The 21,902-nt window shown below is 69.2% G+C and carries 19 protein-coding genes and 2 pseudogenes; 7 read left to right on the forward strand and 14 right to left on the reverse strand.

Features of this window, described 5'->3' with window-relative positions:
- The first annotated feature begins 210 nt into the window (after positions 1-210).
- Positions 211-2,328: an FUSC family protein gene (locus tag ACZ7M3_RS03050; protein WP_472060208.1), complete on the forward strand. Its 2,118-nt coding sequence runs from the start codon at positions 211-213 to the stop codon at positions 2,326-2,328.
- A 403-nt stretch (positions 2,329-2,731) separates the two neighbouring features.
- Here ACZ7M3_RS03050 and ACZ7M3_RS03055 read toward each other — a convergent pair whose 3' ends face one another.
- From ACZ7M3_RS03055 to ACZ7M3_RS03080, 6 genes and pseudogenes are all read right to left on the reverse strand, one after another.
- On the reverse strand, positions 2,732-4,690 hold the full coding sequence (locus ACZ7M3_RS03055) for a glycoside hydrolase family 15 protein (protein ID WP_472060210.1): 1,959 nt from the start codon (positions 4,688-4,690) through the stop codon (positions 2,732-2,734).
- A gap of 238 nt (positions 4,691-4,928) precedes the next feature.
- Positions 4,929-5,152, reverse strand: a pseudogene (locus ACZ7M3_RS03060) (IS1380 family transposase); the annotation flags it as partial.
- Between the two features lie 472 nt (positions 5,153-5,624).
- Positions 5,625-6,296: an enoyl-CoA hydratase-related protein gene (locus ACZ7M3_RS03065; RefSeq protein WP_472060212.1), complete on the reverse strand. Its 672-nt coding sequence runs from the start codon at positions 6,294-6,296 to the stop codon at positions 5,625-5,627.
- A gap of 801 nt (positions 6,297-7,097) precedes the next feature.
- Positions 7,098-7,289: a hypothetical protein gene (locus ACZ7M3_RS03070; RefSeq protein ID WP_472060214.1), complete on the reverse strand. Its 192-nt coding sequence runs from the start codon at positions 7,287-7,289 to the stop codon at positions 7,098-7,100.
- Positions 7,276-7,593, reverse strand: coding sequence for a DUF4241 domain-containing protein (locus ACZ7M3_RS03075; RefSeq protein WP_472061011.1), 318 nt, complete (start codon positions 7,591-7,593; stop codon positions 7,276-7,278). Before ACZ7M3_RS03075 ends, ACZ7M3_RS03070 begins: the two co-directional genes overlap by 14 nt.
- A gap of 444 nt (positions 7,594-8,037) precedes the next feature.
- A complete protein-coding gene (locus tag ACZ7M3_RS03080) occupies positions 8,038-8,871 on the reverse strand; it encodes a PIG-L family deacetylase (RefSeq protein WP_472060216.1) in 834 nt (277 codons plus the stop codon).
- Positions 8,872-9,392: 521 nt separating this feature from the next.
- Between ACZ7M3_RS03080 and ACZ7M3_RS03085 the strand changes: the two genes are divergently transcribed.
- A complete protein-coding gene (locus ACZ7M3_RS03085) occupies positions 9,393-9,878 on the forward strand; it encodes a hypothetical protein (RefSeq protein WP_472060218.1) in 486 nt (161 codons plus the stop codon).
- A 438-nt stretch (positions 9,879-10,316) separates the two neighbouring features.
- Here ACZ7M3_RS03085 and ACZ7M3_RS03090 read toward each other — a convergent pair whose 3' ends face one another.
- Entirely contained in the window at positions 10,317-10,769 is a 453-nt protein-coding gene (locus ACZ7M3_RS03090; RefSeq protein WP_472060220.1) for a MarR family winged helix-turn-helix transcriptional regulator, read from the reverse strand.
- Between the two features lie 94 nt (positions 10,770-10,863).
- On the opposite strand from ACZ7M3_RS03090, the gene ACZ7M3_RS03095 reads away from it, so the two are divergent.
- Positions 10,864-11,922, forward strand: coding sequence for an ABC transporter permease (locus ACZ7M3_RS03095; RefSeq protein ID WP_472060222.1), 1,059 nt, complete (start codon positions 10,864-10,866; stop codon positions 11,920-11,922).
- A 186-nt stretch (positions 11,923-12,108) separates the two neighbouring features.
- On the opposite strand, the gene ACZ7M3_RS03100 is transcribed toward ACZ7M3_RS03095, so the two are convergent.
- Positions 12,109-12,534: a GNAT family N-acetyltransferase gene (locus ACZ7M3_RS03100; RefSeq protein WP_452968656.1), complete on the reverse strand. Its 426-nt coding sequence runs from the start codon at positions 12,532-12,534 to the stop codon at positions 12,109-12,111.
- Between the two features lie 22 nt (positions 12,535-12,556).
- Complete coding sequence (locus tag ACZ7M3_RS03105; protein ID WP_472060224.1) at positions 12,557-13,210, reverse strand: TetR/AcrR family transcriptional regulator; 654 nt, start codon at positions 13,208-13,210, stop codon at positions 12,557-12,559.
- Between the two features lie 353 nt (positions 13,211-13,563).
- Between ACZ7M3_RS03105 and ACZ7M3_RS03110 the strand changes: the two genes are divergently transcribed.
- Positions 13,564-14,196, forward strand: a complete 633-nt coding sequence (locus ACZ7M3_RS03110) for a hypothetical protein (protein ID WP_472060226.1) — start codon at positions 13,564-13,566, stop codon at positions 14,194-14,196.
- A 59-nt stretch (positions 14,197-14,255) separates the two neighbouring features.
- On the opposite strand, the gene ACZ7M3_RS03115 is transcribed toward ACZ7M3_RS03110, so the two are convergent.
- The gene (locus ACZ7M3_RS03115) at positions 14,256-14,927 is read right to left on the reverse strand and encodes a DUF305 domain-containing protein (RefSeq protein ID WP_472060228.1); all 672 of its coding nucleotides are present in this window, start codon (positions 14,925-14,927) and stop codon (positions 14,256-14,258) included.
- A gap of 93 nt (positions 14,928-15,020) precedes the next feature.
- Positions 15,021-15,473 (reverse strand): DUF6153 family protein, encoded by a 453-nt coding sequence (locus ACZ7M3_RS03120; RefSeq protein ID WP_472060230.1) that lies wholly within the window; start codon positions 15,471-15,473, stop codon positions 15,021-15,023.
- A 406-nt stretch (positions 15,474-15,879) separates the two neighbouring features.
- Between ACZ7M3_RS03120 and ACZ7M3_RS03125 the strand changes: the two are divergent.
- Together ACZ7M3_RS03125 and ACZ7M3_RS03130 are read left to right on the forward strand one after the other, a co-directional pair.
- A pseudogene (locus ACZ7M3_RS03125) lies at positions 15,880-16,008 on the forward strand (sensor histidine kinase KdpD); the annotation flags it as partial.
- A 71-nt stretch (positions 16,009-16,079) separates the two neighbouring features.
- Entirely contained in the window at positions 16,080-16,817 is a 738-nt protein-coding gene (locus ACZ7M3_RS03130) for a DUF4118 domain-containing protein (protein WP_472060232.1), read from the forward strand.
- A 311-nt stretch (positions 16,818-17,128) separates the two neighbouring features.
- On the opposite strand, the gene ACZ7M3_RS03135 is transcribed toward ACZ7M3_RS03130, so the two are convergent.
- Positions 17,129-18,070, reverse strand: coding sequence for an SGNH/GDSL hydrolase family protein (locus ACZ7M3_RS03135; RefSeq protein WP_472060234.1), 942 nt, complete (start codon positions 18,068-18,070; stop codon positions 17,129-17,131).
- Between the two features lie 249 nt (positions 18,071-18,319).
- On the reverse strand, positions 18,320-19,543 hold the full coding sequence (locus ACZ7M3_RS03140) for a PucR family transcriptional regulator (RefSeq protein ID WP_472060236.1): 1,224 nt from the start codon (positions 19,541-19,543) through the stop codon (positions 18,320-18,322).
- A gap of 141 nt (positions 19,544-19,684) precedes the next feature.
- On the opposite strand from ACZ7M3_RS03140, the gene ACZ7M3_RS03145 reads away from it, so the two are divergent.
- Positions 19,685-21,178: a flavin-containing monooxygenase gene (locus ACZ7M3_RS03145; protein ID WP_472060238.1), complete on the forward strand. Its 1,494-nt coding sequence runs from the start codon at positions 19,685-19,687 to the stop codon at positions 21,176-21,178.
- A 231-nt stretch (positions 21,179-21,409) separates the two neighbouring features.
- Here ACZ7M3_RS03145 and ACZ7M3_RS03150 read toward each other — a convergent pair whose 3' ends face one another.
- The gene (locus ACZ7M3_RS03150; protein ID WP_472060240.1) at positions 21,410-21,889 is read right to left on the reverse strand and encodes a winged helix-turn-helix transcriptional regulator; all 480 of its coding nucleotides are present in this window, start codon (positions 21,887-21,889) and stop codon (positions 21,410-21,412) included.
- Between the last annotated feature and the right edge of the window lie 13 nt (positions 21,890-21,902).

Here is a 21,902-nt window from a genome sequence, read left to right on the forward strand (position 1 = left end):
CACTTGGGAGCGGGTGTTCACCACCCTGCTCGCCCAGGCCGACGCCGGAGATGCCCGCCCGCCCTGACCGGCAGGCACCACAGAGTCCCAGGACGGCGGCGACCTCCCCCGGGAGGCGGCGCCGTCCCAGCGCAGCGAGTGGCAGCCACGCCGGGACTGGCAGAGGATGAAAGCGCTGCTCCCGCGCCGTGCCGCTAAGGAGGCCCGGACATGCGCTGGTGGTCGTCGCTGATCACGACAGGCCGGGACGGGCTACTCATCCAGAGGGCATTCGCCGCTCCCTCGGCGATCGCACGGGCCGTACTGGCCGTGCTGCTCGCCACGGTCCTCGGCCGGCTGCTGGACGACCCGGTCGCCGGGGCCATGACCAGCGTCGGCGCGTTCATCTGCGGCATCGGTACGTTGCTGAGCCCGCTGCGCCACCCTGCGGTGAACGCGCTCGGGATGTCCGCGGCCTTCAGCGGAATGGCGGTGCTGGGGGCCGCGGTGCACGGCACCACCTGGCTGTTCCTGCTGTTGCTCGCGGTCGCGGCGTTCGCCGCCGGGCTGTGGTGGACCTTGGGCGTCGCGCCCGGCATCCGGGGTTGCCTCGCGGTCATCGGGCTGATGATCACGGCTGATCTCGCTCCCGACGTACACGGCGGACTGGTGATGGCCGGATGGATCGCGGTCGGGACCGGACTCACCGTTGTGGCGCAGCTTCTCCCGCCGTACGGTCCGCGGTTCGCCGCGCAGCGCCGTGCCCTCGCGGCCCTGTACCAGGCGCTCGCCGAGGCCTCGGTCGCGGCCGACTCCGCCGCCTTGGACCGGTCCGCTCCGTTCACGGCGGCCCGGCAGGCCCTGGACCTGCTGCCGCAGTTCAGCCGACCGGCGGCGGCTGCCATGTTCGGTCTGCTGGGAGAGGCCGAGCGCATCGGCAGAGCACTGCAGACCGTACGAGTGACGGTATCCGTGGCGGCAGCGGCAGGGAACCAGGAGGCACGGGACGGCGCCGCGCACGTGCTGGGCAACATCTCCCGAACGGTGGCCTCCGGCCGCGAGCACCGCACCCCCGAGGAGGTCTGGACCCTCTTGGAGGCGTGGGCGGCCGCCTCGCCCGTGCACGGCCCGTGCGACCTGGCCGCGCGGCTGCGGCTGGCCGAACAACTGGCCCAGCGCTCGACCGAGGACCGCCTCGGCGATGTACTGGAACCCCACACCGAGGTGCCGGGCCTGTACGCGGGCACCCCCTCCGTGGCACGCACCGCCCGGCGGATCCGGGCGCAGCTGCGTCCCCAGTCGCCGATCTTCCGCCATGCGGTGCGGCTCGCGGTGGGCGTGGTGCTCGCCGAGGTCATCGGCCGGTCGATCGGCGGGTGGGGCGGGCTGGGCATCTCCGCGCACGGCTTCTGGGTGGCCCTGACCACCATGCTGGTGCTCTTCCCCGGGTACGGGCACACTGTCGCCCGCGGCTGGGGACGGGCGGCCGGCGCCGTGCTGGGCGGCTTCTTCGCCTGGGTGTTGTCCCTGCCACACTGGTCGCCCACCGGCCTCGCGGTCGCGTCGGTGGTGCTGGCCGCGGCGTCGTTCGTGACCCTGCGGACCGGGCAGCTGATGCTCAACCTGTGGCTGACGACCTGGATCGTCTTCCTGGTCCACCACGTCGGCGGGCTGCCCGGGCCCACTGCGTGGGCGCGCGCCGCCGATACGGTGGTCGGCGCCGCGCTCGCCGTACTCATCTTCCTGGTGTGGCCGACCTGGTCCAGCCGGCGGCTGCCGGGCCTGCTCGCGGAATGGCTGCGGGTGCAGGCCCGGCTGCTCCCCGAGCTGCTGACCGGCTACGCCGACGTCGGGACGACCGACGTGGCAGCCATCGACGAACTGCGGGCGCGGTCACGGCAGGTCAGGGAGCACCTCGAGATCTCGGTGGAGCAGTCGCACGCCGAGCCGGCCGAGCACCGCGGCCCCTGGTCGAGTGCGCAGCTGGAGCAGATCAGGACCCAGGTGTCCGCGGTCGCCGGATGTGCCACGCTGCTGGGCGAACACCTGCCGCGTACTGCGCAGGACATCGTGCCGGAGCTGACCGAACTGGCCGATCCGCTGCACGAACATCTCGCCGCCCTGGCCCGTGCCGCCGCCGGAGCCGAGACGGTGGCCCCGGGGGCACTGCGGTCGGTGTTCGACTCCTTCATCGCCCGTTCCGGCCTGCTGGCTGCGGCATCCGACGGCTCCGGCAGCGCCGCGACCAGCCGCGCCGTCGCCCTGAGCACCGCAAGCATCGACGCCGTCGAGGCTCTCACCGCCACCATTGCCTCCCGCCACCGCCCCCGTCGCCACGCGGCAGCCTGAAATTCCGCAGGGGCGCCGTCCGCCCGACCGTGGGGTCTCCCTGCCGGGGGTGAGGGGCGAAGCCGGGCAGGCCCTGGTGATTGACGCCAGTGCACGGGCGGTGCGACGCGGTCCGGATACGCAGATCCTCATGGCGCCGCGTCACCGCGAGGCGCGGCGACGCGGCGCCTGGATCCCCGCCGCGGCCTGGTCACCGGGTCAGTCCGACTCCTGCGGTGCAGGGCAGGGGCAGTCGCTTCGCCGCCAGGGCGAAACGGCGTCCACTGCGCGACGGGGTGGGCGAGCCCACCAAGATCAATCATGGCGCACCCTGTCGCCGTGCCGGCACCATGATCGGCTGGCCATCACCGGTGGGCACGGCCTTCTACCGCAGGTAGCGACTGTTGTGGAAAGGGTGGTGCGCTCACCTGCGGATGATGTCGTCCGACGGATATGGGGTGGACAGCGTGACTGGTGGACCTCCGGTCCCTGCTGCCGTCGGTTGCGGGTAGCGATAGGGAACCGGAAGCGGTGAGGTAGGAGGGAAGCCTGGCGTGGCGGCGTCGAGATGGGCATCCAGGCTCAGCGCGGCGGTGACGAGGGCGAGATGGGTCAATGCTTGGGGGAAGTTGCCGAGTTGCTCGCCGGTCAGCCCGATTTCCTCGGAGTACAGACCGAGATGATTGGCGTAGGTGAGCATTTTCTCGAAGACGAGTCGCCCTTCACGCAGATGGCCGGCGCGGGCGAGGGCTTCGACGTACCAGAAGGTACACGCCGAGAAGGTGCCTTCAGAACCGAGTAGTCCGTCCGGAGACGAAGAGGGGTCGTAGCGGTATACGAGGCCGTCGGACACGAGATCTTTCTTGATCGCGTCCAAGGTCGAGAGCCACCGCGGATCCTGCGGGGGTATGAACCCGACGGAGGGCATCCGTAGTAGCGCGGAGTCCAGCACGTCGCTGCCCAGGTACTGCGTGAACGCGGCACGCTCCGGACTCCAACCTCGCTGCATGATCTGCCAGTAGATGGCGTTGCGCTGGTTGGTCCAGCGCTCCAGCTCGGCGGGGCGGCCGTTCTGGGCGGCCATGCGGATGGCCCGGTCCAACGCGATCCAGCTCATGAGCCGCCCGTAGGTGAAGTCCTTGTCGCCGCCGCGCGTTTCCCAAATGCCGGCTTCGGGACGGTCCCAGTGCTCGCACACCCAGTCCACCGTGTCGATCAGCGCCTGCCAGATGCGGCAGGTTGTCGGCAGACCGCGTTGCTCGGCGAAATGGAGGCACTCCAGTGCCGATCCGTAGATGTCGAGCTGCAACTGGTCAGCGGCGCCGTTGCCGATCCGCACCGGTGCAGAGGAACGGTAGCCTTCCCAGTGCCCCAGGGTCTGTTCCGCCAGGTCGGGGGAGCCGTCGACGCGGTACATGACCCTCAGAGGGTGTTCGCCCGAACCGGCGTGTTCCTGAACGCGGTCACCGAGCCACTCGGTGAATGCCACGGCTTCCTCGGCGAACCCCAGGCCGAGCAGGGCATGAAGGGACAATGAGGCATCGCGCACCCACGCGTAGCGGTAGTCCCAGTTGCGCTCGCCTCCGACCTGTTCCGGCAGGCTGGTGGTCGGAGCCGCAATCATGGCCCCGGACGGGGCGTACGTCATGAGTTTGAGCGTCATGGCGGAGCGGTTGACCATCTCCCGCCACCGTCCTGTGTAGCGCGAACGCGCCAGCCAGTTGTGCCAGAAGGCGATGGTGTCCTCCAGAAGACGCTCGCATTCCTCCGGCGGAATGATGCGTGGCGGGCCGTCAGCGAACGTCTCCAGCACGAGGCCGCGGGTCATACCGGCTCGCAGCCCTACGGTCATGTGCACGTCGCCGGCGCGGATCCTCCGGTCGTCCAGGCGTTCGCCGTCGAGTGTGTCCACCACGTGGATGGTCAAGTCCGTATCTCGGCTGCCGAGATGCCAGCCGCCCTTGCGCGAGGTGACCTCATGCGGTTGTCGCGCGTAGTCGAACCGAGGGGCGATCTCGATGTCGAACGACACCTCACCGCGTGTGCACCGCAGCATGCGGACCAACCGGTGGTGGCTTGTCGGATTGCGTGGCGAGGCAGGCGGCATGAAATCCACGACCGATCCGACGCCTTGCTCGGTCATGAATCTGGTCAGCAGCACACAGGTGTCCGGGTAGTACAGCTGCTTTGTCGCATACGTCGGCGCCTGGGGAGTGATCGTCCAGTGACCACCGTTCTCAACGTCGAGCAGCGCTCCGAAGATACTTGGCGAGTCGAATCGAGGGCTGCAGAACCAGTCGATGGTTCCCTCGGTGGAGACCAGAGCGGCCGTCTGCAGGTCACCGATGAGTCCGTGGTCTTCGATCAGCGGGTGTTCGTTCATGGGGCCTCTTCCCATTTCGCCTGGCGTCAGCGGTGACGTCGCTGCCGTAGGCCATGCCGCTTGCGGACACACGATGCGCTCCCACCTCCAGACTGCCCGGCATGCCCAGGGTTCGCATTACTCCCGGAGGCGGACTGCGCGCTACTGTCCGTGACGTAAGTGGACCTACCCGGTCAGCCGGCGGATGCTGTCATCGGCGCGCGAGGTGCGCCCTGTCGCAGAGCAGTCTTTTCAGGAAGTCGGCGATGGCTTCGCCGCCGTCGGCGAGCATCTTTGCCACGGCCACAGCGCTTCGCCCTGGAGCGTGTCCCGTACGGCTGCGGCCGCAGCCGGCGCAGCGCGTCGCTGAACGCCGTGGTCAGCCCGGTGGCATCGGCCAGATCCGTCAACGACGAGATCCGGCGTGGCCGACCACTCCTTCCCCATCGGCCGAGGCGACGAGCTTGGGCGCGATCCAGTCATCTGCACACGGAAAGTGCCTTCCTCCCGGAACGACAGGGTCCTGCTCGAGGGGAGGTAGCCACCGTGGCCACGCCCACCCCCTTCGACTTACGAAGCGTTCGTCTCACCGGGTGCCCCTCGTGCAGGCGGCCACCGCATGCCGAACGGCAACCCCATCGTGCCGTCGCCGCTCACGTTCACGCTGGCATAGGGCGACCAGCAGGCCACAGCGGACCGTGAACCGCCCTACGTCCTTGAGGAAGCTGGAGGCGGTCCGGCAGCCCGGCTGCGCGCCCTCGACCGGATCGCCGAGCCGGAACCGTGCACCGTCGCCCACACCCCGAGCGGCACTTGACGGCAATGGGCTCGAACACCTCCGGCGGTTCCGCGAAGGCATCGGGGACTTTGTCCTCCACCCGGCCGGGGTCCGGCCACCCGCCCCCCGGCCGCTGGGACGGTCACGCTGCGCCTGCTCCGTCGGTTGTCGGCCACGTCAGCCGAGCGGGTTGGCCGTGTCGCGCAGGGTCGCCAGAGCCGAGCCGTACATGCGCGCCTTGATGGTGCCGAGGGTGTCGCCGGCCTTGCTGAGCTGTGCCTGGGCCATCTCCACGGCCTCGGCACGCACGGCGTCCTCGGCGACCGCCCGGTCGACGATGCCGACCGTCGCAGCATCCGAGCCGCCGTAGCGGCGGGCGGTGAGCATGGCCTCGTGCGCGGTCTGCGGCGCCAGCCGGGACTGGATGAGGGCGGACATGCCGGGTGTGAAGGGGATGTTGATGTCGACCTCGGGCAGACACCAGTAGCCGCGGTCGGCGCGCATGACACGGAAGTCGTGCGCGAGGGAGAACATCGCGCCGGCGGCGAAAGTGTGCCCCTGTAGGGCGGCCACGGTGATCACGGGCAGCGACAGCATACGGGCGAAGAGTTCATGAACGGAGATGACGTAGTCCTGGTGCTGGTCGGCGTGGGCGGACAGCCACTCCAGGTCCAAGCCGTTGGAGTAGAACTTGCCCGTCGCGGCGGTCACCAGAGCCCGCGGTCCGTCTGTCTTCTCCACCTCGTCCAGGGCGGCGTTGACGGACGCGATCCAGTCGGGGTGGAAGCGGTTCTCACCGTCTCCGAGATCGAGCACGAAGACGTTGTCCTGACGGTCGAAGGTAGGCATGTGCCGCTCCTGGAAGGGTTGAGGGCTGGGAAAGGGGGAGATCGGGAAGCGGGCTGTCGCGGGGGTCACTGCCGAGGCACCTGTCCCGGGTAGGGCTGACCGCGCAGGGCGTGGAGCAGCAGGTCAGGGAGCAGCAGGTCGCCTCGATCGGGACGGTGCTCTGCTCAGCCCGGCGCATGATCACCGCACCGTGGACCGCGGCGATGACGAAGGCAGCCATCGGGTAGCCCGGCGCCGCATCCGCGCCCGCACTGACGACATCCGCTCGCGACTTTCGCTCCTTCGCAGCCTCGCACGCCGTCCTCCTCGTCGACAGCCGACCGGCGGTGACCGGGTACAGCAGTAATCGAACGCTCGCCATCTCAGGTGCCTTCTGACGGACTTGGCGATACGCCCTCACGGATACTAAGCGGTAGCTTAGCTTTAGGCCATAGGGCGCGCTGGAAGTGATCGGCCGCGCTACTCGGTCATGGCGGCGTCGCCCCCGGTCAGACCTTGGTTCCGGTCGGCAGCACGGCACGGGCGACGCCGGTGAGGTTGCTCCGCAGGACGAGGATCGTGGTTGACCAGCCTCCCTGAAGATGAGGCATGGCAGTGCTCTGACCTCGGGTGCCTCAGGTTGAGGGGGACGCCGAGTGTTCGTCTGCCTCGCTCAACCTGAGGAAGACTCGACACGGTGCCTTGGGCTTGTGGGCGAGGAAGGAGCCTCATTGGCCCTGCCGTGCTTCTCGTTGGCCCTGCCGTGCTTCTCGTTTGCGTCGGCTTCGCGGACTCTCTGCCTGCCGTCGGCCATCGGCGCCTTCAGACGGAAGAATCTGCGGACAGCGTGACCATGCAGGAGTGATAGCCGTCGACCACCACGACGGAGGCGATGCTCCCGGTCGCTGTTCGCCCCAGCCAGACCATCGACGTCCCCTCGGCGGGGAACGTCACGAGATCCGCTTCGTGAGTATCGTCGCTCGCCCGCTCGAACCAGCCATCAAACAGCGTCACGGCCCTTCCTCGGGGCACCGGGGGATTCCTGCCAGAACCTGCGGAAGGGGTCAGTCAGCGACGGCCACGCGGCGGCATCGGCGAAACTCCCCATGTTGGTCTCGGAATTGAACCCGACCCTGTCCCCAGGTCGAATCCGTTCGATGCCGTCCTCGACGCCGAGGGCCATCTCCCAGCGGACCACAGGAGCGTCCGTGACGCGGAGACGGATCGCGGCGACCTCCCGTCCGTCGAAATGCTCGCCCATGAACTCGTAGGGCGGCTGCGTCCAGGCGGCCTCCACCCGGAAGACACCAGGAGGGATCCGCGGAGATCCCGAGCAGCTCTCACCCGGTCAGTTCGATCACTCGCTGAACCCACATACAACAATCCTTCAGTGGTGTCGGAGACCGCCCTCGTGACCTGCTGCTTCTTCCGTTGCCTCACGGCGTGTCGGACATCGGAGCCTCAGCTTCGTGTCGCTGCCTCGGCGGTCTGCCTTGATCGGAGCAGACCGCCGGGGTTGCGACCTGGACTGCCGCGCACCTTCCGAGTCAGCAGCCCGCAGGTCTCCCACCTGTGCGGTTGCCAGGTGGTTCGGGGACGAGCGCAGTGTCGGGTCTCAAGTGCGGGCACGCGTCGACGCCGTCGGCGAGGGCCTGGACGCGGGCTGCCGGAGCGGAACTCGCGTGGACAAGCCTCCGGGTGTGTGACCCGCTCGATCGCGCCGTGCGGTCGATGCGCGTTCCCGGCCGGTCGGACGGGCGGATCAGCGCAGTCCGGCGAAGAGATCCTTCTCGGGTATGGCCGCGCCGGTGGCGTCCTGGACACGTACGAAGGTCTCCATGCCCATCAACTCGCCGAACCTCTCCTTGCCCATCTTGAGGAAGAAGATGTTCTCGCCCTGACTGGCGTGCGCGGCCAACGCGTCGAACTTCTGACCGCTGAACGCGGTGGCGTCCACCCACGTGGTGATCTCATCGTCGGGGAGGCCGATCTCGGCCATCGCGGCGGCCTCGGCAGGATCCGGCTCCGGCATGTCCTCATGAAACTCGCGCATGATCTCGCCGAACCGCTGCATCATCGAGCGGGGCATCGTGGTCCAGTACACCTTCGGTGTCAGCGTGGTCATCTCCAGCGCCGCCATCGTGATGCGGTGGGCCTGGATGTGGTCGGGGTGGCCGTAGAAGCCGTTCTCGTCGTAGGTGACGACCACATCGGGTCGGTAGTGCCGCATGAGTTCCGCGAGTCGGGCCGCGCCTTCCTGCACGGGGGTCTGCCAGAAGGATCCGGGGGCGTTGTTGCTCGGCCAGCCCGTCATCCCGGAGTCGGCATAGTCCAGCATCTCCAGATCGCTGACCTTCAGGACGTCACAGCTCGCCTCAAGTTCTTGACGGCGCATCAGGGCGACGGCCGCCGGATCGTGCCCGGGATCGCCCGGCTTGACACCCCCCGGTCCGTCACCGCAACCACCGTCGGTACAGGTCACGAGAACCGTGCGGATGCCTTCCGCCGCGTATCGCGCGAGGACCCCTCCGGTTCCGGTGGCCTCGTCGTCGGGGTGGGCGTGTACTGCCATGAGCGTCAAGGGCCGGTCAGTCATGAAACAGTCCTCCTGCAGAAATACGTCTTGGTCCGAGTGCGCGGCGGGCGTACCGCGACCCTGGGGCCCGGATCCTGGTGGGGCGGACGACCTTGTGGTCTCCGTGTTCCCCGCCCGTGCGGCGCCGGTCCCTCGGTCGATGCAACCGCGCCGGACGGACCGGCTGTTCCCGGCGCGGCCGCTTGGCCTTCCAAGCGTCGGCGTTTCCACGCGAACGAGGTGCGCCACGTCGGATCCGACTTCCATCTGACACCAACCGTGTGATTCCGACACGAAATTCGAGACCTTACACTGGTGGGGCTCGGTGTTGTCGTGGAGGTCTGTGATGCCCCGACGGCTGTGGAGCGGCGCCATGTCTTTTGGCCCGGTGACCATCCATATCTAGATCTCGTACCCATCTGTACAGGTCAGGCGACTGTTGCCTCTTGAGGGGCGTGAGGTCGGGACGTCAATGCAGCGGGTCAACCGCATGAGGTTCGCTCTGATGAGAACTGGCAGCACACAGGTGGCTTTGCTCCGGCGTGTCGGCGCTGGTGGACATAATTCGGTCTGTGGACCTGAGGCCTGAGTTGCTGCCCCCGCACGTCAGCCGGCAACGGCTGGATGAGTTGAGCTGCGAGATCGATCGGATTGCCGACCTGGTGACCAGTAGTTCCGAGGAGGCAGGCGAAGCGATCCGGGCCTTCAATGACATGACCGGCCATGATTACGTAGCCCACGATTTCGCCCATTACGGCGGAAGTAGAAGTGTGGAGGACTTTGTCAGGGAGGTGGCCCGGCCGGCTCGCCCCCGGGTTGTGGACATCACGCGGGACGAGCTCGTCGAGATCGTCCGCAGAGTCCTCACCGCCTCCCCGGAGAGCGACTACTACCTGCTGCTCCTCGAAGCGAATGTGCTACATCCTGGGATCAGTGGCGTCATCTTTTATCCCCCAGAAGGCCTCCAAGATGCCTCTGCTGAGGACATCGTCGACGAAGCCCTGAGATACCGGCCGATCGCACTCTGAGCTGCCAGCGGGGGGCGATGGCTGGCAGCCCTTGGCCCGTATGCCTGAGCTGCCGGGCTGGGCATGGTTGGTCGTTTAGGGCCTGCCCGGCGGATCATGCCGGACAGGCCCGTGGTCCCGAGGAGGGCTCAGCGCCTATTCGGTTACGACAAGACGTAGGCATCCGCCCTCGAACTCGGAGAGCGCAGCCTCACTGACCTCGGATCCCGATGCCACGTCTGTGACCAACTGTGCCTGCCGCCACACATCCTGGGCGTCACCGACGCAGCCGACGCCGATCACCGGGCGATGCTGCATCCAGTCCGGCGCGCGTGTACAGGACTGACGCCGAGATGACGACGGCGGCTTCTCTTGATCCCACGTCAGGCGCCACTGTCGTCAACCGACTTCCGCTGGTGGGACGACGATTTGCGCCCGAGGAGGGCACCCGGTGGCTCCTCAGGGTGTGCTGTCGACGTCCATGGCCGCCGGGTTCAGTGACGCCAGGAGTTTCAGGAGCAGTGAGTGGGCCTGTTCCTGCTCCGTCGGTGTGAGTACTTCCAGGGCTTCGGCGTGGGTGGCGTCCACGGCGGCGCCGGCCTCGGCCGCGAGCCGCAGGCCGGCCTCGGTGGCGTGCAAGCGGTGAGTGCGTCTGTCGCCGGGGGCGGTCCGTCGTTCCAGGAGCCCCCGCTCGACCAGCCCGTTGACGGCGGTTCCCATGGACTGGGGGGTGACCGCCGCCCGGCGTGCGGCGGTCGCACTGGAGACGCCCGGGTCGAAGGCGGCCTGGATCAGGGCACTGTTCTGGGCGAGGGTCAGCTGGAAGGGACGCAGGGTGCGCTCGATCCGGGACGCCATGATCTGGCCGATCTGCCAGGCCACATAGCCCGTACGCCGGTCGGGATGTTTCACGTGGCGGACCTCTTTTGTAAGGCAGCTGATTGTGGTGTACAACAGATTATCAGTTGACTTCCATTCTTCCTATTCTTCGAGGATCCTGCCTCCGATGTCCCAGCACGCCTCCGCCCGACAGCATCACAAGCACGCCCTGGACGTGGCCCATCCGCCGCCGCGCCCCGGGACGCCGCGCGCCGTCCTGGTGCCCGTGGCGGTCGTCCTGCTGATCGGCACCGTGTTCGTCAGCGTCTACCTCGCCGCCTTCCACGCACCGCGCCCCCACGAGCTGCGGGTGGGCACCACCGAGATCGGCACCCATCAGGCCCAGCTGCGCCAGGACCTCGCACGCGCCGTCCCGGACGGCTTCACCCTGGAGACCTACCCCGACGAATCCGCCGCCCGGCGCGCGGTCCAGGACCGGTCCGTCTACGCGGCCTACCTCGGCAACGGGGATCTGCTCTACGGCAGTGCCAACGGAGCCGCCGTCACCGCCACCGTGACCACCGCGTTCGGCTCCGTGGCCCGCGCGGAACACCACCGCCTCTCCGTCGAGGACGTCGCCCCGGCGTCAGCGGGAGACACCCGGGGACTGTCCGTCTTCTACGCGGCCTTCGGCCTGGTACTGGCCGGATACCTCTTCGGCATGACCACCTACCAGCTCGCCCCCCGCCTCCAGTACCGCTGGCGGATGGCCAGCCTGGCCCTGTTCGGCGTGGCCGGCGGCGTCCTGGTCGCCGTCATCGCCGGCAGCACCGGCTTCGGCGCCCTGCCCGGCCCCTTCCTGCCCCTCGCCCTCGTCATCGCGCTGATGGGCGCCGCGGTCGGCGCCACGACCATGGTGCTGCTGCGCCTGTTCGGCTCGGCCGGCGTCAGTCTCGCCTCGATCCTGCTGCTGATCCTCGGCAACAGCAGCAGTGGCGGCATCATGCCCGCCGCCTACCTCCCCGCCTGGCTGCGCCCGCTGTCCGAGATCCTGCCCGTCGGGGTCGGCGTCCGCGCCATGCAGGGGCTCGACCGATTCCAGGACGACGGCCTGACCCGCGCCCTGGTGATCCTCCCGCTGTGGGTGCTGGGCGCTGCCGCCGTGCTGTACCTCAAGGACGTCTTCCGACGCGAGACCCCGAGTCGCGTGCCGGACACGGCCGAGCCCCAGCCAGTAGCGGCCTGACAGCGGACGTTTCCGCACCCGGCCGGGACGGTGACGGTGACGGAACGAGTGTGGGCGCGCAGCAGGGAATCGGGGCGAGGCACGTCATGATCGATGAGCCTTGCCGTATGAAGAGCGGGGCCGCCGGCTGAGGGTTCAGGGACGACACCGGACGGCGGGGCCGTTCTTCGGTCGGCCCGGATGAAGTCAGTCGGCCCGGATGAAGCGGGCCATCCCGATGGACTTGGGCGCCCGGTCGGTGAACCCGAACTTCCGGTAGAGATGGTGGGCGTCGCCGTCGGCCATGAGGGAGACGTACGAGAGTGCCGGTGCGCGGCGTTCCAACTCGTCGTTCAGGGCCTGCATGATGCGGCGGCCGAGTCCACGGCCCTGGTGCTCGGGCAGGACGCAGATGTCGACGATCTGGAAGAAGCAACCTCCGTCGCCGATGATCCGGCCCATGCCGATCGGATCGCCATTGTGGACGGCCATCACCCCGTACCAGGTGTGGGCCAGCCCCACCGCCGCGCCCTCGGCGGACTTGTCGCTCAGGCCGGCGCGGGTGCGGAGTCGGCGGTAGTCCGCCACCGACGGGACGCCGGGCTGGATGTCGTACGCGCTGGGATCGGGCAAGGCGGTTCCCCTTACGGCTCGGTTACGGCTCGGTGTGACGCGGGGCGTAGTGGCCCAGGAACATGTCGACCCCACCCGTGATCAGGCGGTCGGCGAGACCGTCGTCGATGTCGGTGCCGTAGGCACTGAAGACCAGGTGCGGGAAGACCAGCAGGGAGGAGAGCTGGAGCACGGCCACCTCGATGTCGGGGACGTCGAGCCGGCCCTGCGCGACCAGTTGCCGTAGTGCTCCCGCGACGGCGGGGTGATGGCGCTCGGGGCCGGCGTCGTGCCAGCCCTCGTCGAGTTCGGGGAAGCGGTGCAGTTCGCGGGCGACGACGTTCCGGAACGCGAGGATCTCCGGGTTGGTGCGGATTCCGGCCACCCAGGCGCGGGTGGCGGCGATGAGCGACTCACGCAGGTCGTCCGAGTCGGCGAGGCGGGCGATGGCGTCGGCGAGGGTGCCGCCGAGCGGGGCGTCGAGCGAGTCCTTGACGACCCCGACGAACAAGGCTTCCTTGCTGCCGAAGTGGTTGTAGACCGTCACCTTGGACACGCCCGCCTCGGCGGCGATGAGATCGACACTCACGTCGAAGCCCTCACGCAGAAAGAGCCCGCGGGCCGCTTTGAGGATGGCCAGCCGCTTTGCCTCGGCGCGCGGTCCGGCGGGGGGCCGCTTGACGTCCTTCGTGCTCATGCGGCGAGTCTACGGATATGTGAACTGAACGGTTGAGTTCATATGTACTGAGTCGTACGGTTCACTCGACTGGGCTCGTATGCGGAACGCAACAAGGCGCTCGGTGTCTGGGCCGCCGTCGGCGGCGCCGGATCGGCCGTCGGCGTGCTGCTGGGCGGGGCGCTGACCGACGGGCCCGGCTGGCAGTGGGTCTTCTACATCAACGTGCCCGTCGGTGTCCTCGCCCTGATGGACCTCCGCATGCTCACCCGCCGTCCCGTGGTTGCGGGCGCGTTCCTGTTGCTGATCGCCGCCGTGCTGCTGATCGCGTTCTTCTTCCTGGGCTCGGTCTACGGCAGCACGACGGCGGCGGCGTGTACGCCGGCCTGCTGCCGGGCCTCGCCGTCGCCTCGCTCGGCCTCGGGGCGGTCTTCGTCACCGCCACCACCACGGCGCTGGCCATGGTCGCCCACGAGGAGGCGGGGCTCGTCTTGGGCGTCGTCAGCACCTTCCACGAGGTGTGGGGTTCGATCGGCGTGGCCGTCCTGTCCACCGTCGCCGCCATGCAGCGAGCCGGCCGACGGCTCTCCGCGCAACGCGAGCAGTTGAGTTGGAGTGGTGAGGTGGTCAGGCCTAGGCGGGTGTTCCCGGCAGCCCGGCCGGTGGTGCGGCTTCCACGACCGCGGGGGCGGGCTCCGCACCGGCGGGGGAGTCACAAGGCGTCGACGGGACGCCAGGACGACGGCTGTCGCGGCGGTCGGCGTACTGGCCGTTGCCGCGCGCCTCGGGCTGGGTGCGGTCCTGTTCGCCCACCGGCGGTGGACCGGCTGGGTGGCGGGCCTGGTCCTGGCGGTGTCCTGGTGGAGATCACCGCTCTCACCACCCTCACCGGCCTGGCCCGCTTCGCCGTCCGCCTCGGCAGAGCATCCAAGGGGGTTGCTGGTGAGGGTGTGGCGGAACAGGACGTGCCCGGCCTCGACGGCGGTGAGCGCCAAGGCCGGGCGTGACCGCTCCGGGCGCCCCACGGCGGCCCAGGGAGCCCGGAACGGTCAACGGGTAGCGCGGATCAGAGCCGGTCGAGGATGCTCTGGAGTTGCTTGACCTCGGCGGACTGGCCCGTGACGATGGCGTCGGCCATCTTCTTGGCGTCGGCGTTCTGGCCGCTCTTCTGCTCGGTCTTCGCCATGGCGATCGCGCCGTTGTGGTGGTCGATCATCATCTGGGCGAACATTTTGTCGAACTCCTTGCCCTGCATGGCCTTGAGTTCCTTCATGTCCTTGTCGGACATCATGCCGTCGTCGCCCATGTCCATTCCGGGCGTGTCCCCCGTCGCGGTGGGCTTGCCCCAGGACTTGAGCCAACCCGTCATGGTCTTGATCTCGGGGTCCTGAGCCTTCTCGATCTTCGCGGCCAGGTCCTTGATCTCCGCGTTGGAAGCGCGGCCGTCGGCCAGTTCGGCCATCGCCACGGCCTGCTCGTGGTGGGGGATCATCATCTGCGCGAACGTGACGTCCGCCTCGTCGACGTCACCCGCCTTGGCGGCCGCCGTCGCGGTCGCTGTGTCCGAGCTCTTGCTGCCGCCGTGGTCCATGCCGCTCATGCCGCTCGCGCCGTCGCCGTCGCCGCCGCAGGCGGAGAGCATCAGGGCCCCGGCGGCTACGACGCCGACGGCCGCGACACGGCGGACGGGCTTGCGGTGGAGGCGCTTGCCGTGGAAGGCGCGCGTGAAGGCAGTCATCGTGAACTCACCTCGTGTGTTGGTTTCTGGCTGTGTGGGCGTACGCGTCGTCGCGGGAGCGCGCGTGGTGCGCGTCCGCGAGGGCGGTTCGGCCTACAGCCGCAGGACCGACAACTCGGTGAGATCAGGGCCTCGGGGTGGGGGATTGGGCCGCAGCATGACGGGCGCCTCGGCGAGGAGCTTCGCCAGCCAGTCCGGGCGGCGGGCGAGGGCCCTCCTCAGCAGTGCGGTGAGTACCCACGCACCGAACATCACCGCCACGCACAGCGAGACCATGTCCATCGCCATGGCCGGCCTGTCCTTGGAGGACGTGTGTGTGGAGTGCGCGGCGCTGCCCCGCTCCGGTGCTGCCGGAGCCCCCATGGGGTCGTGGGCGGCCACCACCGTGGCCATCATCGAGACCTGGGACGCGGGCCGCATACTGTCGCCGGACGGCTGGTCGGGGTGTCCCACTGTGTGCATGACGAACACGCCCAGCGCGAGAACGACGACGAGCAGCAGGTGCCCGTAGGCCCCTCCCACCCGTACGTATCGGTTCACGTGCACGTCGGCAGTCTCCGTCTGTGATCGCTCCGGACTGGCTATCCGACAGTATCGAAGGGGAGGGGAGCGTGCCGTCGTGGGGCCCGGGTCGCGGCCCACTTCCTGAACGGCTCATTGAACGCGCGGTGCGGTACCGGAACCCCGCACAGACATGGTCGACCCGGAACCGCACCCCCGGCGGGGCGCCCTTCACCCGGTCGGACCAGGGCACGTCAAGGCGGTGTCAACGTCCACATGGCCGGCGCCAAGGATGCGTCAAGGGCTGTGCCGGACGACTCGCGGAAGGGCTTCCGTGGAGGGGGGAAGGGGGGAAGTACCCCTTCCCGTCGGAGAGTTGATCTTCAGTGAGCGGAGTGCGTCGGCTGCGATGAACGACGGACCGACCGAGATGCGTGATGTGCGGACCGCCGTGGGTGACGTACGGCCCGGGCGGTTGAAGGTCTGTCTGGGAGCGGCCCCGGGGGTGGGCAAGACCTACCACATGCTCGACGAGGCGCGCCGCCGGGCGGCACGCGGCGCGGACGTGGTGGTGGGGTTTCGAGTCGTGGAAGCGGCGTACGAGGGCTCGGGCCCGAGGTCGCCGTGGCAACCGCAGGAGGTGACGGTGTGATGACCGGCTATTCGCTCCGGGACCGGCTCGCCCTGGTGGCGGGCCTGGTGGGCCCCTTCCTGGTGGCGCTCGTCCTGGTGCCCTTCCGCACGGATCTGTCGCGTACGAACGCGGCGCTGATCCTGGTCGTGGTGGTGGTCGCGGTCGCCGCCCTCGGCAGCCGTACGGCGGGGGCGCTCGCGGCGCTGTTCTCGGCGGCCTGGTTCGACTTCTTCCTCACCCGCCCGTACGAGACGTTCGACATCAATACCTCCGCCGACATCGAGACGGCGGTGCTGCTGCTCGTCGTCGGCGTGATCGTGTCCCAGCTCGCGGCCCGGGCCCGCCGCCTGGAGGTCATCACGGTGACGGACGCGGACTATCTCGCCCGCGTCCACGAGACCGCCGAGCTCGCCCAGTCCGCCAAGTCCTCCGACACCGTGGTCGACCACGTCCGCGGCCAGCTCACCGAGCTGCTCGGCCTGCGCGGCTGCCGCTACGAGTACGGCACCCTGCTGGGGCAGCCGCCCCGGCTCGAGCAGGACGGAAACGTCTCGGTCGGCCACCGGCGCCGGGACGTCGACGCCTGCGGATGGCCGGACGGCGAGATCGAACTGCGCACCTACGGCAACGGCCACTACCTGGGCCGCTTCATGCTCACCCCCGGCCCGGGCCCCGTACCGCCGCCCCAGGCCCGCCTGGTGGCGGTCACCCTCGCCGACCAGACGGGCGCCGCCCTCGACACGGCCGGGCGGTAGGTACTCGCAGGGTCACTGAGCGCAGCCGTGCGGGAGCCGCGCGGTGCGCACAGCCTTCAAGGTCGCGTGAAGGTCGGGGGTTTCGGCGCGAAGAAGGCGCAAGGAAGGGTCGAAAGCAATCGGGGACGGACAGAACCTGGGCGCACCCGCGCACCGCCTCCCCGCGTGCGCGGGCCACCGCGTAAGGCGCCCATGCCCCATGTCTGTCCTGACCGTCGAGCCGGGGCGAGCCCCGCCGACGAGGAGCTGCCGGATACCGGTGAGCGTCATCGCTTGACGGCCCTGTTCCGACGCCCTGTTCCGCGGCCCGCTCACCGTGGGGCGCCGACCGCGCGCAGCACCGCGTCGGCCATGCCGCGCGCGCCACGCTCGTTGGGATGCATCGGGGCGGCGGGAAGGCTGGGCAGCGGCGGCTCGATCCAGCGGGTGTCCCTGCCCGAGCAGGCGTCACGGCCGACGGAGGGCTTGTACGTGTCGACGTATTTGGCCCCGGCGTCCTGCGCCCGCTGACGCAGCACGGCGTTGAGCTGCTGTTCCTTGTCGTGGAGGTAGGTCGCGTCACCGGGTGCGAGGGTCAGGTCGTCGGCGCATCCGGAGCCATGGGCCGGCAGGATCGCCGGGTATCCCACGACGTACACACGGGCCTTCGGGGCACGGCGCTTCACCTCGGCCAGTGCTTCGGACAGCCGCTCACCCGCCGTGTCGATCTTCCGCTGTACGTCGTCGGTGTCGCCGGAGACGTACTTCCCCCGGCACGGCGCGTCGTCCCCGGTGTACTTGCCGCGGCCGGTCATGTCGTAGAACACGCCCGCCTTGACGCACGTGGTGACCAGCGAGGCGAAGCCGATGTCGTTGCCGCCGATGCCGAGGGTGACCAGCCGCGTCCCGGCGGACAGCGCCGACAGCTGGGCCGGGTTGGTGCCGTCGTCGGTGGACTGTGGCGTCGTCAGGTCGGCGACGGCGGCTCCGCTGCAGCTCACGTCGCGGAAGTCGGCCGCCCGCAGCCCCAGCCGCTCGGCGACCAGCGCCGGGTAGTCGTGGTCGGAGCGATCACACCCGGCGGGGGCTCCGGTCCGGTCGGGGATCCGTGGCCCGGCGGTGTAGGAGTCGCCGAGCGCCACGTACGGTCCCCGTGGCGTCGCGACGCCGGCCGGGTCGGTGCCCGAGGTGTGACGGCTGATGCCGACCGCGGCGACCAGGGTGGCGCAGGCGAGGAAGACGCCGATCAGCACGGTCCGTAGGTGATTCGTCATCAACATGTCCTGCTGCCTCGGTGACGGATGAGGGCGCGCACGCCGGAAGGCCCAACAGCCCGGTGGCCAAAGGGAGACAGCCATGGGAGAGGTCTTGTCGTCCCGCTCTCGGGGACGTCTTCAGGCTCTCGGACAGGGCCCTGTCGCGTCGTCCTGCGGCTGCCGACAATCCCGGCTACTGAGAACGCAGTACGCCGTGCAGTGCGCGTAGTGACGATGCAGACGCACGCCGGCGCCCACCGTGATTCCTCAGTCGCTGCCACGCCACTGGAGCAGATCGAGGGCGACGGCGACCTTGACGGTGTTGTCCTCGAGTGGCTTCGGGAGCAGTTGGTCGGCTCGGTCGAGCTGCCGGAGCAGGGTGTTGCGGTGGGTGTAGAGCCGGCCCGCGGCGCGGGTCGTGTTGCACTGGGCCTGGATGTACGTGAGGACGGCGTGCCTCAGTTCCGGGCTCGCCGTGGCGAGGTCGCCGAGGGTGGTCTTGACGAAGTCGTCGGCCTGTTCGACGTCCTGGCTGATCAGGCTGCTGAGCTGGACGTCGTCGAAACCGGCGACACGACGCGGCGAACGGAGCCTGGCGAGCATGCGCTGGGTGGTCAGCGCGGCGAGGTGGCTGCGCCGGAAGCCCTCCCTGCCCCCGGCGGGCGGGCCCACGGCGATCCGGATGCCCGGCAACGGGTCGAGGAGCCGGCTCAGCAGGTCGGTGTCCGGTGCGGCGGGTCCGGGCAGCCACACCCACAGAGTGGCCGCGCCGACGATCACGGTGAGCGGTTGCTGCACTCCGGCCGTCTGTGCCAGAGCCTCGGTCGCCCGCTCGAGATGGCCCGGTTCGGGGCTCGGTTCCTCGCTCCATACGACGGCGGCGGTGTGTGTCCGGTCGAGGGCGTAGCCCAGGCGTGCTTCCGCCCGTTGCCGGCTGATGGGCGCGCCCTCGACGAGCAGGGTGACGATCTCGCGACGTTCGGCGTGGGTGCCGTGGGTCAGCTCTTCGCGCTCGGCGGCCATACGTGCGGCGATGTCGACGATCGTGGCGTCGAGGAAGCCCGAGACGGAGCGCGCCGAGGCATCGAGCAGATCGCGCAGTTCGTCGGGGTCGGAGGTCAGGGTGAAGGCGGTCTGCATCCAGCGTCGCCAGGCCGCGTTCTGTCCGACGCGGTAGGAGTCGAGGGCCGATTCGTCGAGCCCCCGGCGTACCAGGTCGCGGGCGTGGCTGAGACTGTCCGGGCCGGTGTACGCGGGTACCGGCGCGCCGGGGTCGCGCACGGTCTCCGACGCCCAGAACGTCAGGTGGGCGCGGTTGATCCGCCGTGTGGCGGCGCGCAGGGCGGGGTCCTGCGCGATGGCTCGCATGGTCACCGCCGCCAAGGTCGCCTCGTCGATCTCGTCGAGCCACTCCTGCAGACTGCTGAGTGCGATCTCCGCACCCTGCCGAAGCAAATCGCATGTACGTTCGGAAGGGTGCTGCCAGGTCATGTCCGCACGTTAGCCCGCGGTGGTGCAAAATGCACTGGTCATTTCCGATGAAGGTGCGAACTGCCACACCGTACTGGCTGGTATGTGAGGTCATCATCAAGGCACCACCCAGCGAACGCCTCATCAACGGAGTCCCCGCACATGACCCGTCAGAGCGAGCACATCGACGTGCTGATCATCGGCGCCGGCATTTCCGGCATCGGCGCTGCCCACTACCTGCAGACCGAGCGGCCGGGCAGCAGTTACGCGATCCTGGAGGCCCGTGGTGTCTCCGGCGGCACGTGGGCGCTGTTCCGCTATCCGGGCATCCGGTCGGACTCCGACCTGCACACTTTCGGCTACGCCTTCAAACCGTGGCGCAACGACAAGTCGATCGCCACCGCCGATCTGATCCTCGACTACCTGCGGGAGACCGCGGGGGAGAGCGGCATCGAACAGCACATCCGTTACCACCAGAGGGTGCGCGGCGCGGCCTGGTCCACCGCCGAGGCCCGCTGGACGGTGGAGATCGAGCGCGCCGACACCGGTGAGACGGTGTCCATGACCGCGAACTGGCTGTTCTGCGCCGGTGGTTACTACCGCTACGACGAAGGTTTCACCCCCCGGTTCGAGGGCCGGGAGCGGTTCGCCGGACAGATCGTGCACCCGCAGCACTGGCCGGAGGACCTGGACTGCGCGGGCAAGAAGGTCGTGGTGATCGGCAGCGGTGCGACGGCCGTCACGCTGATCCCGGCGCTGGCGGACACGGCCGGTCATGTCACCATGCTCCAGCGTTCGCCCACCTACATCCTTCCGGTCGCCTCGGAGGACGTGATCGCGAACACGCTGCGCAAGGTGTTGCCCGCGGGCCTCGCCTACCGGATCACCCGGCGCAAGAACATCGCCATGCAGCGCTTCGTCTGGCGGACCTCGCAACGCCATCCACGGGCCGTGCGACGTCTCATCCGCGCCGTGAACATCAGGCAGCTGCCGGACGGATATCCCGTGGACGAGCACTTCAACCCGTCCTACGACCCCTGGGACCAGCGGCTGTGCACGGTCCCCGACGCGGACCTGTTCAAGGCGCTCAAGAAGGGAACGGCCTCGGTCGTCACCGACCGGATCGCGATGTTCACCGAGACCGGCATCCGGCTCGAGTCCGGTCGTGAGCTCGACGCCGACATCATCGTCACCGCCACCGGGTTGAACGTGCAGCTGTTCGGCGGGATGGCACTCTCGGTGGACGGCGAACCCGTCGACTTCGCCGACAAGGTGGCCTTCAAGGGCATGATGCTGAGCGGCGTACCGAACTTCGCCTTCGCGATCGGCTACACGAACTCCTCGTGGACGCTCAAGGTGGGTCTGCTGTGCGAGCACTTCACCCGGCTGCTCGGACACATGGACGCCGCCGGCACGGACATCTGTTGCCCCGAGCTTCCCGACCCGGCCATGCCGACCCGCCCGCTGCTCGACTTCGGCGCCGGATACGTCAAGCGGTCCCTCCACGTGATGCCGCGTCAAGGACTCGCCTATCCCTGGCTCATGTCGATGAACTACCACTCCGACGTCAAACTGCTGCGCGGCGGCCCCGTCGAGGACGACAACCTGCGCTTCACCTCCGTCGCACGCCACGCGAAAGCCCAGACGTCGGCCTGAGCGACGACCGCCTCGCTCCCGTTGGACACGACACCGCCCCGTGCCACCGGACACACGGCGGCGGCCGACGGCTGCGTCGGCCAGTACTCCTTCGTCACCCCCGTACGGCCTCGGCCACCCGGCCCAGGACACCACCGGCCCGCTCGACCGTCTCGGTGTGGCGGTCGCCGTCGGGACCGGTACGGACTCGGGCGCCGGGGTCGATCCCGCACGCGCGTGCTGCCCCCCGGTCTAACGAGCGCTGAGGTCCAACGGCTTCGCCGACGGGCCGGGGCGGGTGCGTGCCTCCGGGGGGACGAGGGCGCCGTGTCCCGCGGAGCAGACGACCACGGTCTCGACCGGCGCGCCGCAGTCGGCGTGCGTGACCTCCAGGGGCGGGCCCTCCGGATCCGCCGCATGGCGGTCTCCCCACTGCTTGAGGGCCATTATCGCCGGCCACAGCTCCCAGCCCTTGCGGGTGAGCCGGTACTCGTGGCGGGTGCGGCTGCCGGGCTCGTTGTAGGGGACGGTGTCCAGGATTCCGGCAGCGACGAGCTTGCGCAGCCGGTCCGCGAGCACGCTCTCGGACAACCCCACGTGCCGGCGGAAGTCGTCGAAGCGCCGTACGCCGTTCATGGCGTCCCGCACGACCAGCAGCGACCACTTCTCGCCCACCAGGTCGAGAGTCCGCTGGACCGTGCAGTTCTCGGTGCTTGTCTCCAGCCACGTCATGCACCCCATCGTA

The organism is Streptomyces sp. NPDC111656, from assembly GCF_055656965.1.

What these genes read in the sequence shown, in the direction of transcription:
- ACZ7M3_RS03050 (WP_472060208.1), top strand. Translation starts at nt 211, where the DNA reads ATGCGCTGGTGGTCGTCGCTGATCACGACAGGCCGGGACGGGCTACTC.
- ACZ7M3_RS03055 (WP_472060210.1), bottom strand. Translation starts at nt 4,690, where the DNA reads ATGAACGAACACCCGCTGATCGAAGACCACGGACTCATCGGTGACCTG.
- ACZ7M3_RS03065 (WP_472060212.1), bottom strand. Translation starts at nt 6,296, where the DNA reads ATGCCTACCTTCGACCGTCAGGACAACGTCTTCGTGCTCGATCTCGGA.
- ACZ7M3_RS03080 (WP_472060216.1), bottom strand. Translation starts at nt 8,871, where the DNA reads ATGACTGACCGGCCCTTGACGCTCATGGCAGTACACGCCCACCCCGAC.
- ACZ7M3_RS03095 (WP_472060222.1), top strand. Translation starts at nt 10,864, where the DNA reads ATGTCCCAGCACGCCTCCGCCCGACAGCATCACAAGCACGCCCTGGAC.
- ACZ7M3_RS03105 (WP_472060224.1), bottom strand. Translation starts at nt 13,210, where the DNA reads ATGAGCACGAAGGACGTCAAGCGGCCCCCCGCCGGACCGCGCGCCGAG.
- ACZ7M3_RS03115 (WP_472060228.1), bottom strand. Translation starts at nt 14,927, where the DNA reads ATGACTGCCTTCACGCGCGCCTTCCACGGCAAGCGCCTCCACCGCAAG.
- ACZ7M3_RS03130 (WP_472060232.1), top strand. Translation starts at nt 16,080, where the DNA reads ATGACCGGCTATTCGCTCCGGGACCGGCTCGCCCTGGTGGCGGGCCTG.
- ACZ7M3_RS03135 (WP_472060234.1), bottom strand. Translation starts at nt 18,070, where the DNA reads ATGACGAATCACCTACGGACCGTGCTGATCGGCGTCTTCCTCGCCTGC.
- ACZ7M3_RS03140 (WP_472060236.1), bottom strand. Translation starts at nt 19,543, where the DNA reads ATGACCTGGCAGCACCCTTCCGAACGTACATGCGATTTGCTTCGGCAG.
- ACZ7M3_RS03145 (WP_472060238.1), top strand. Translation starts at nt 19,685, where the DNA reads ATGACCCGTCAGAGCGAGCACATCGACGTGCTGATCATCGGCGCCGGC.
- ACZ7M3_RS03150 (WP_472060240.1), bottom strand. Translation starts at nt 21,889, where the DNA reads ATGACGTGGCTGGAGACAAGCACCGAGAACTGCACGGTCCAGCGGACT.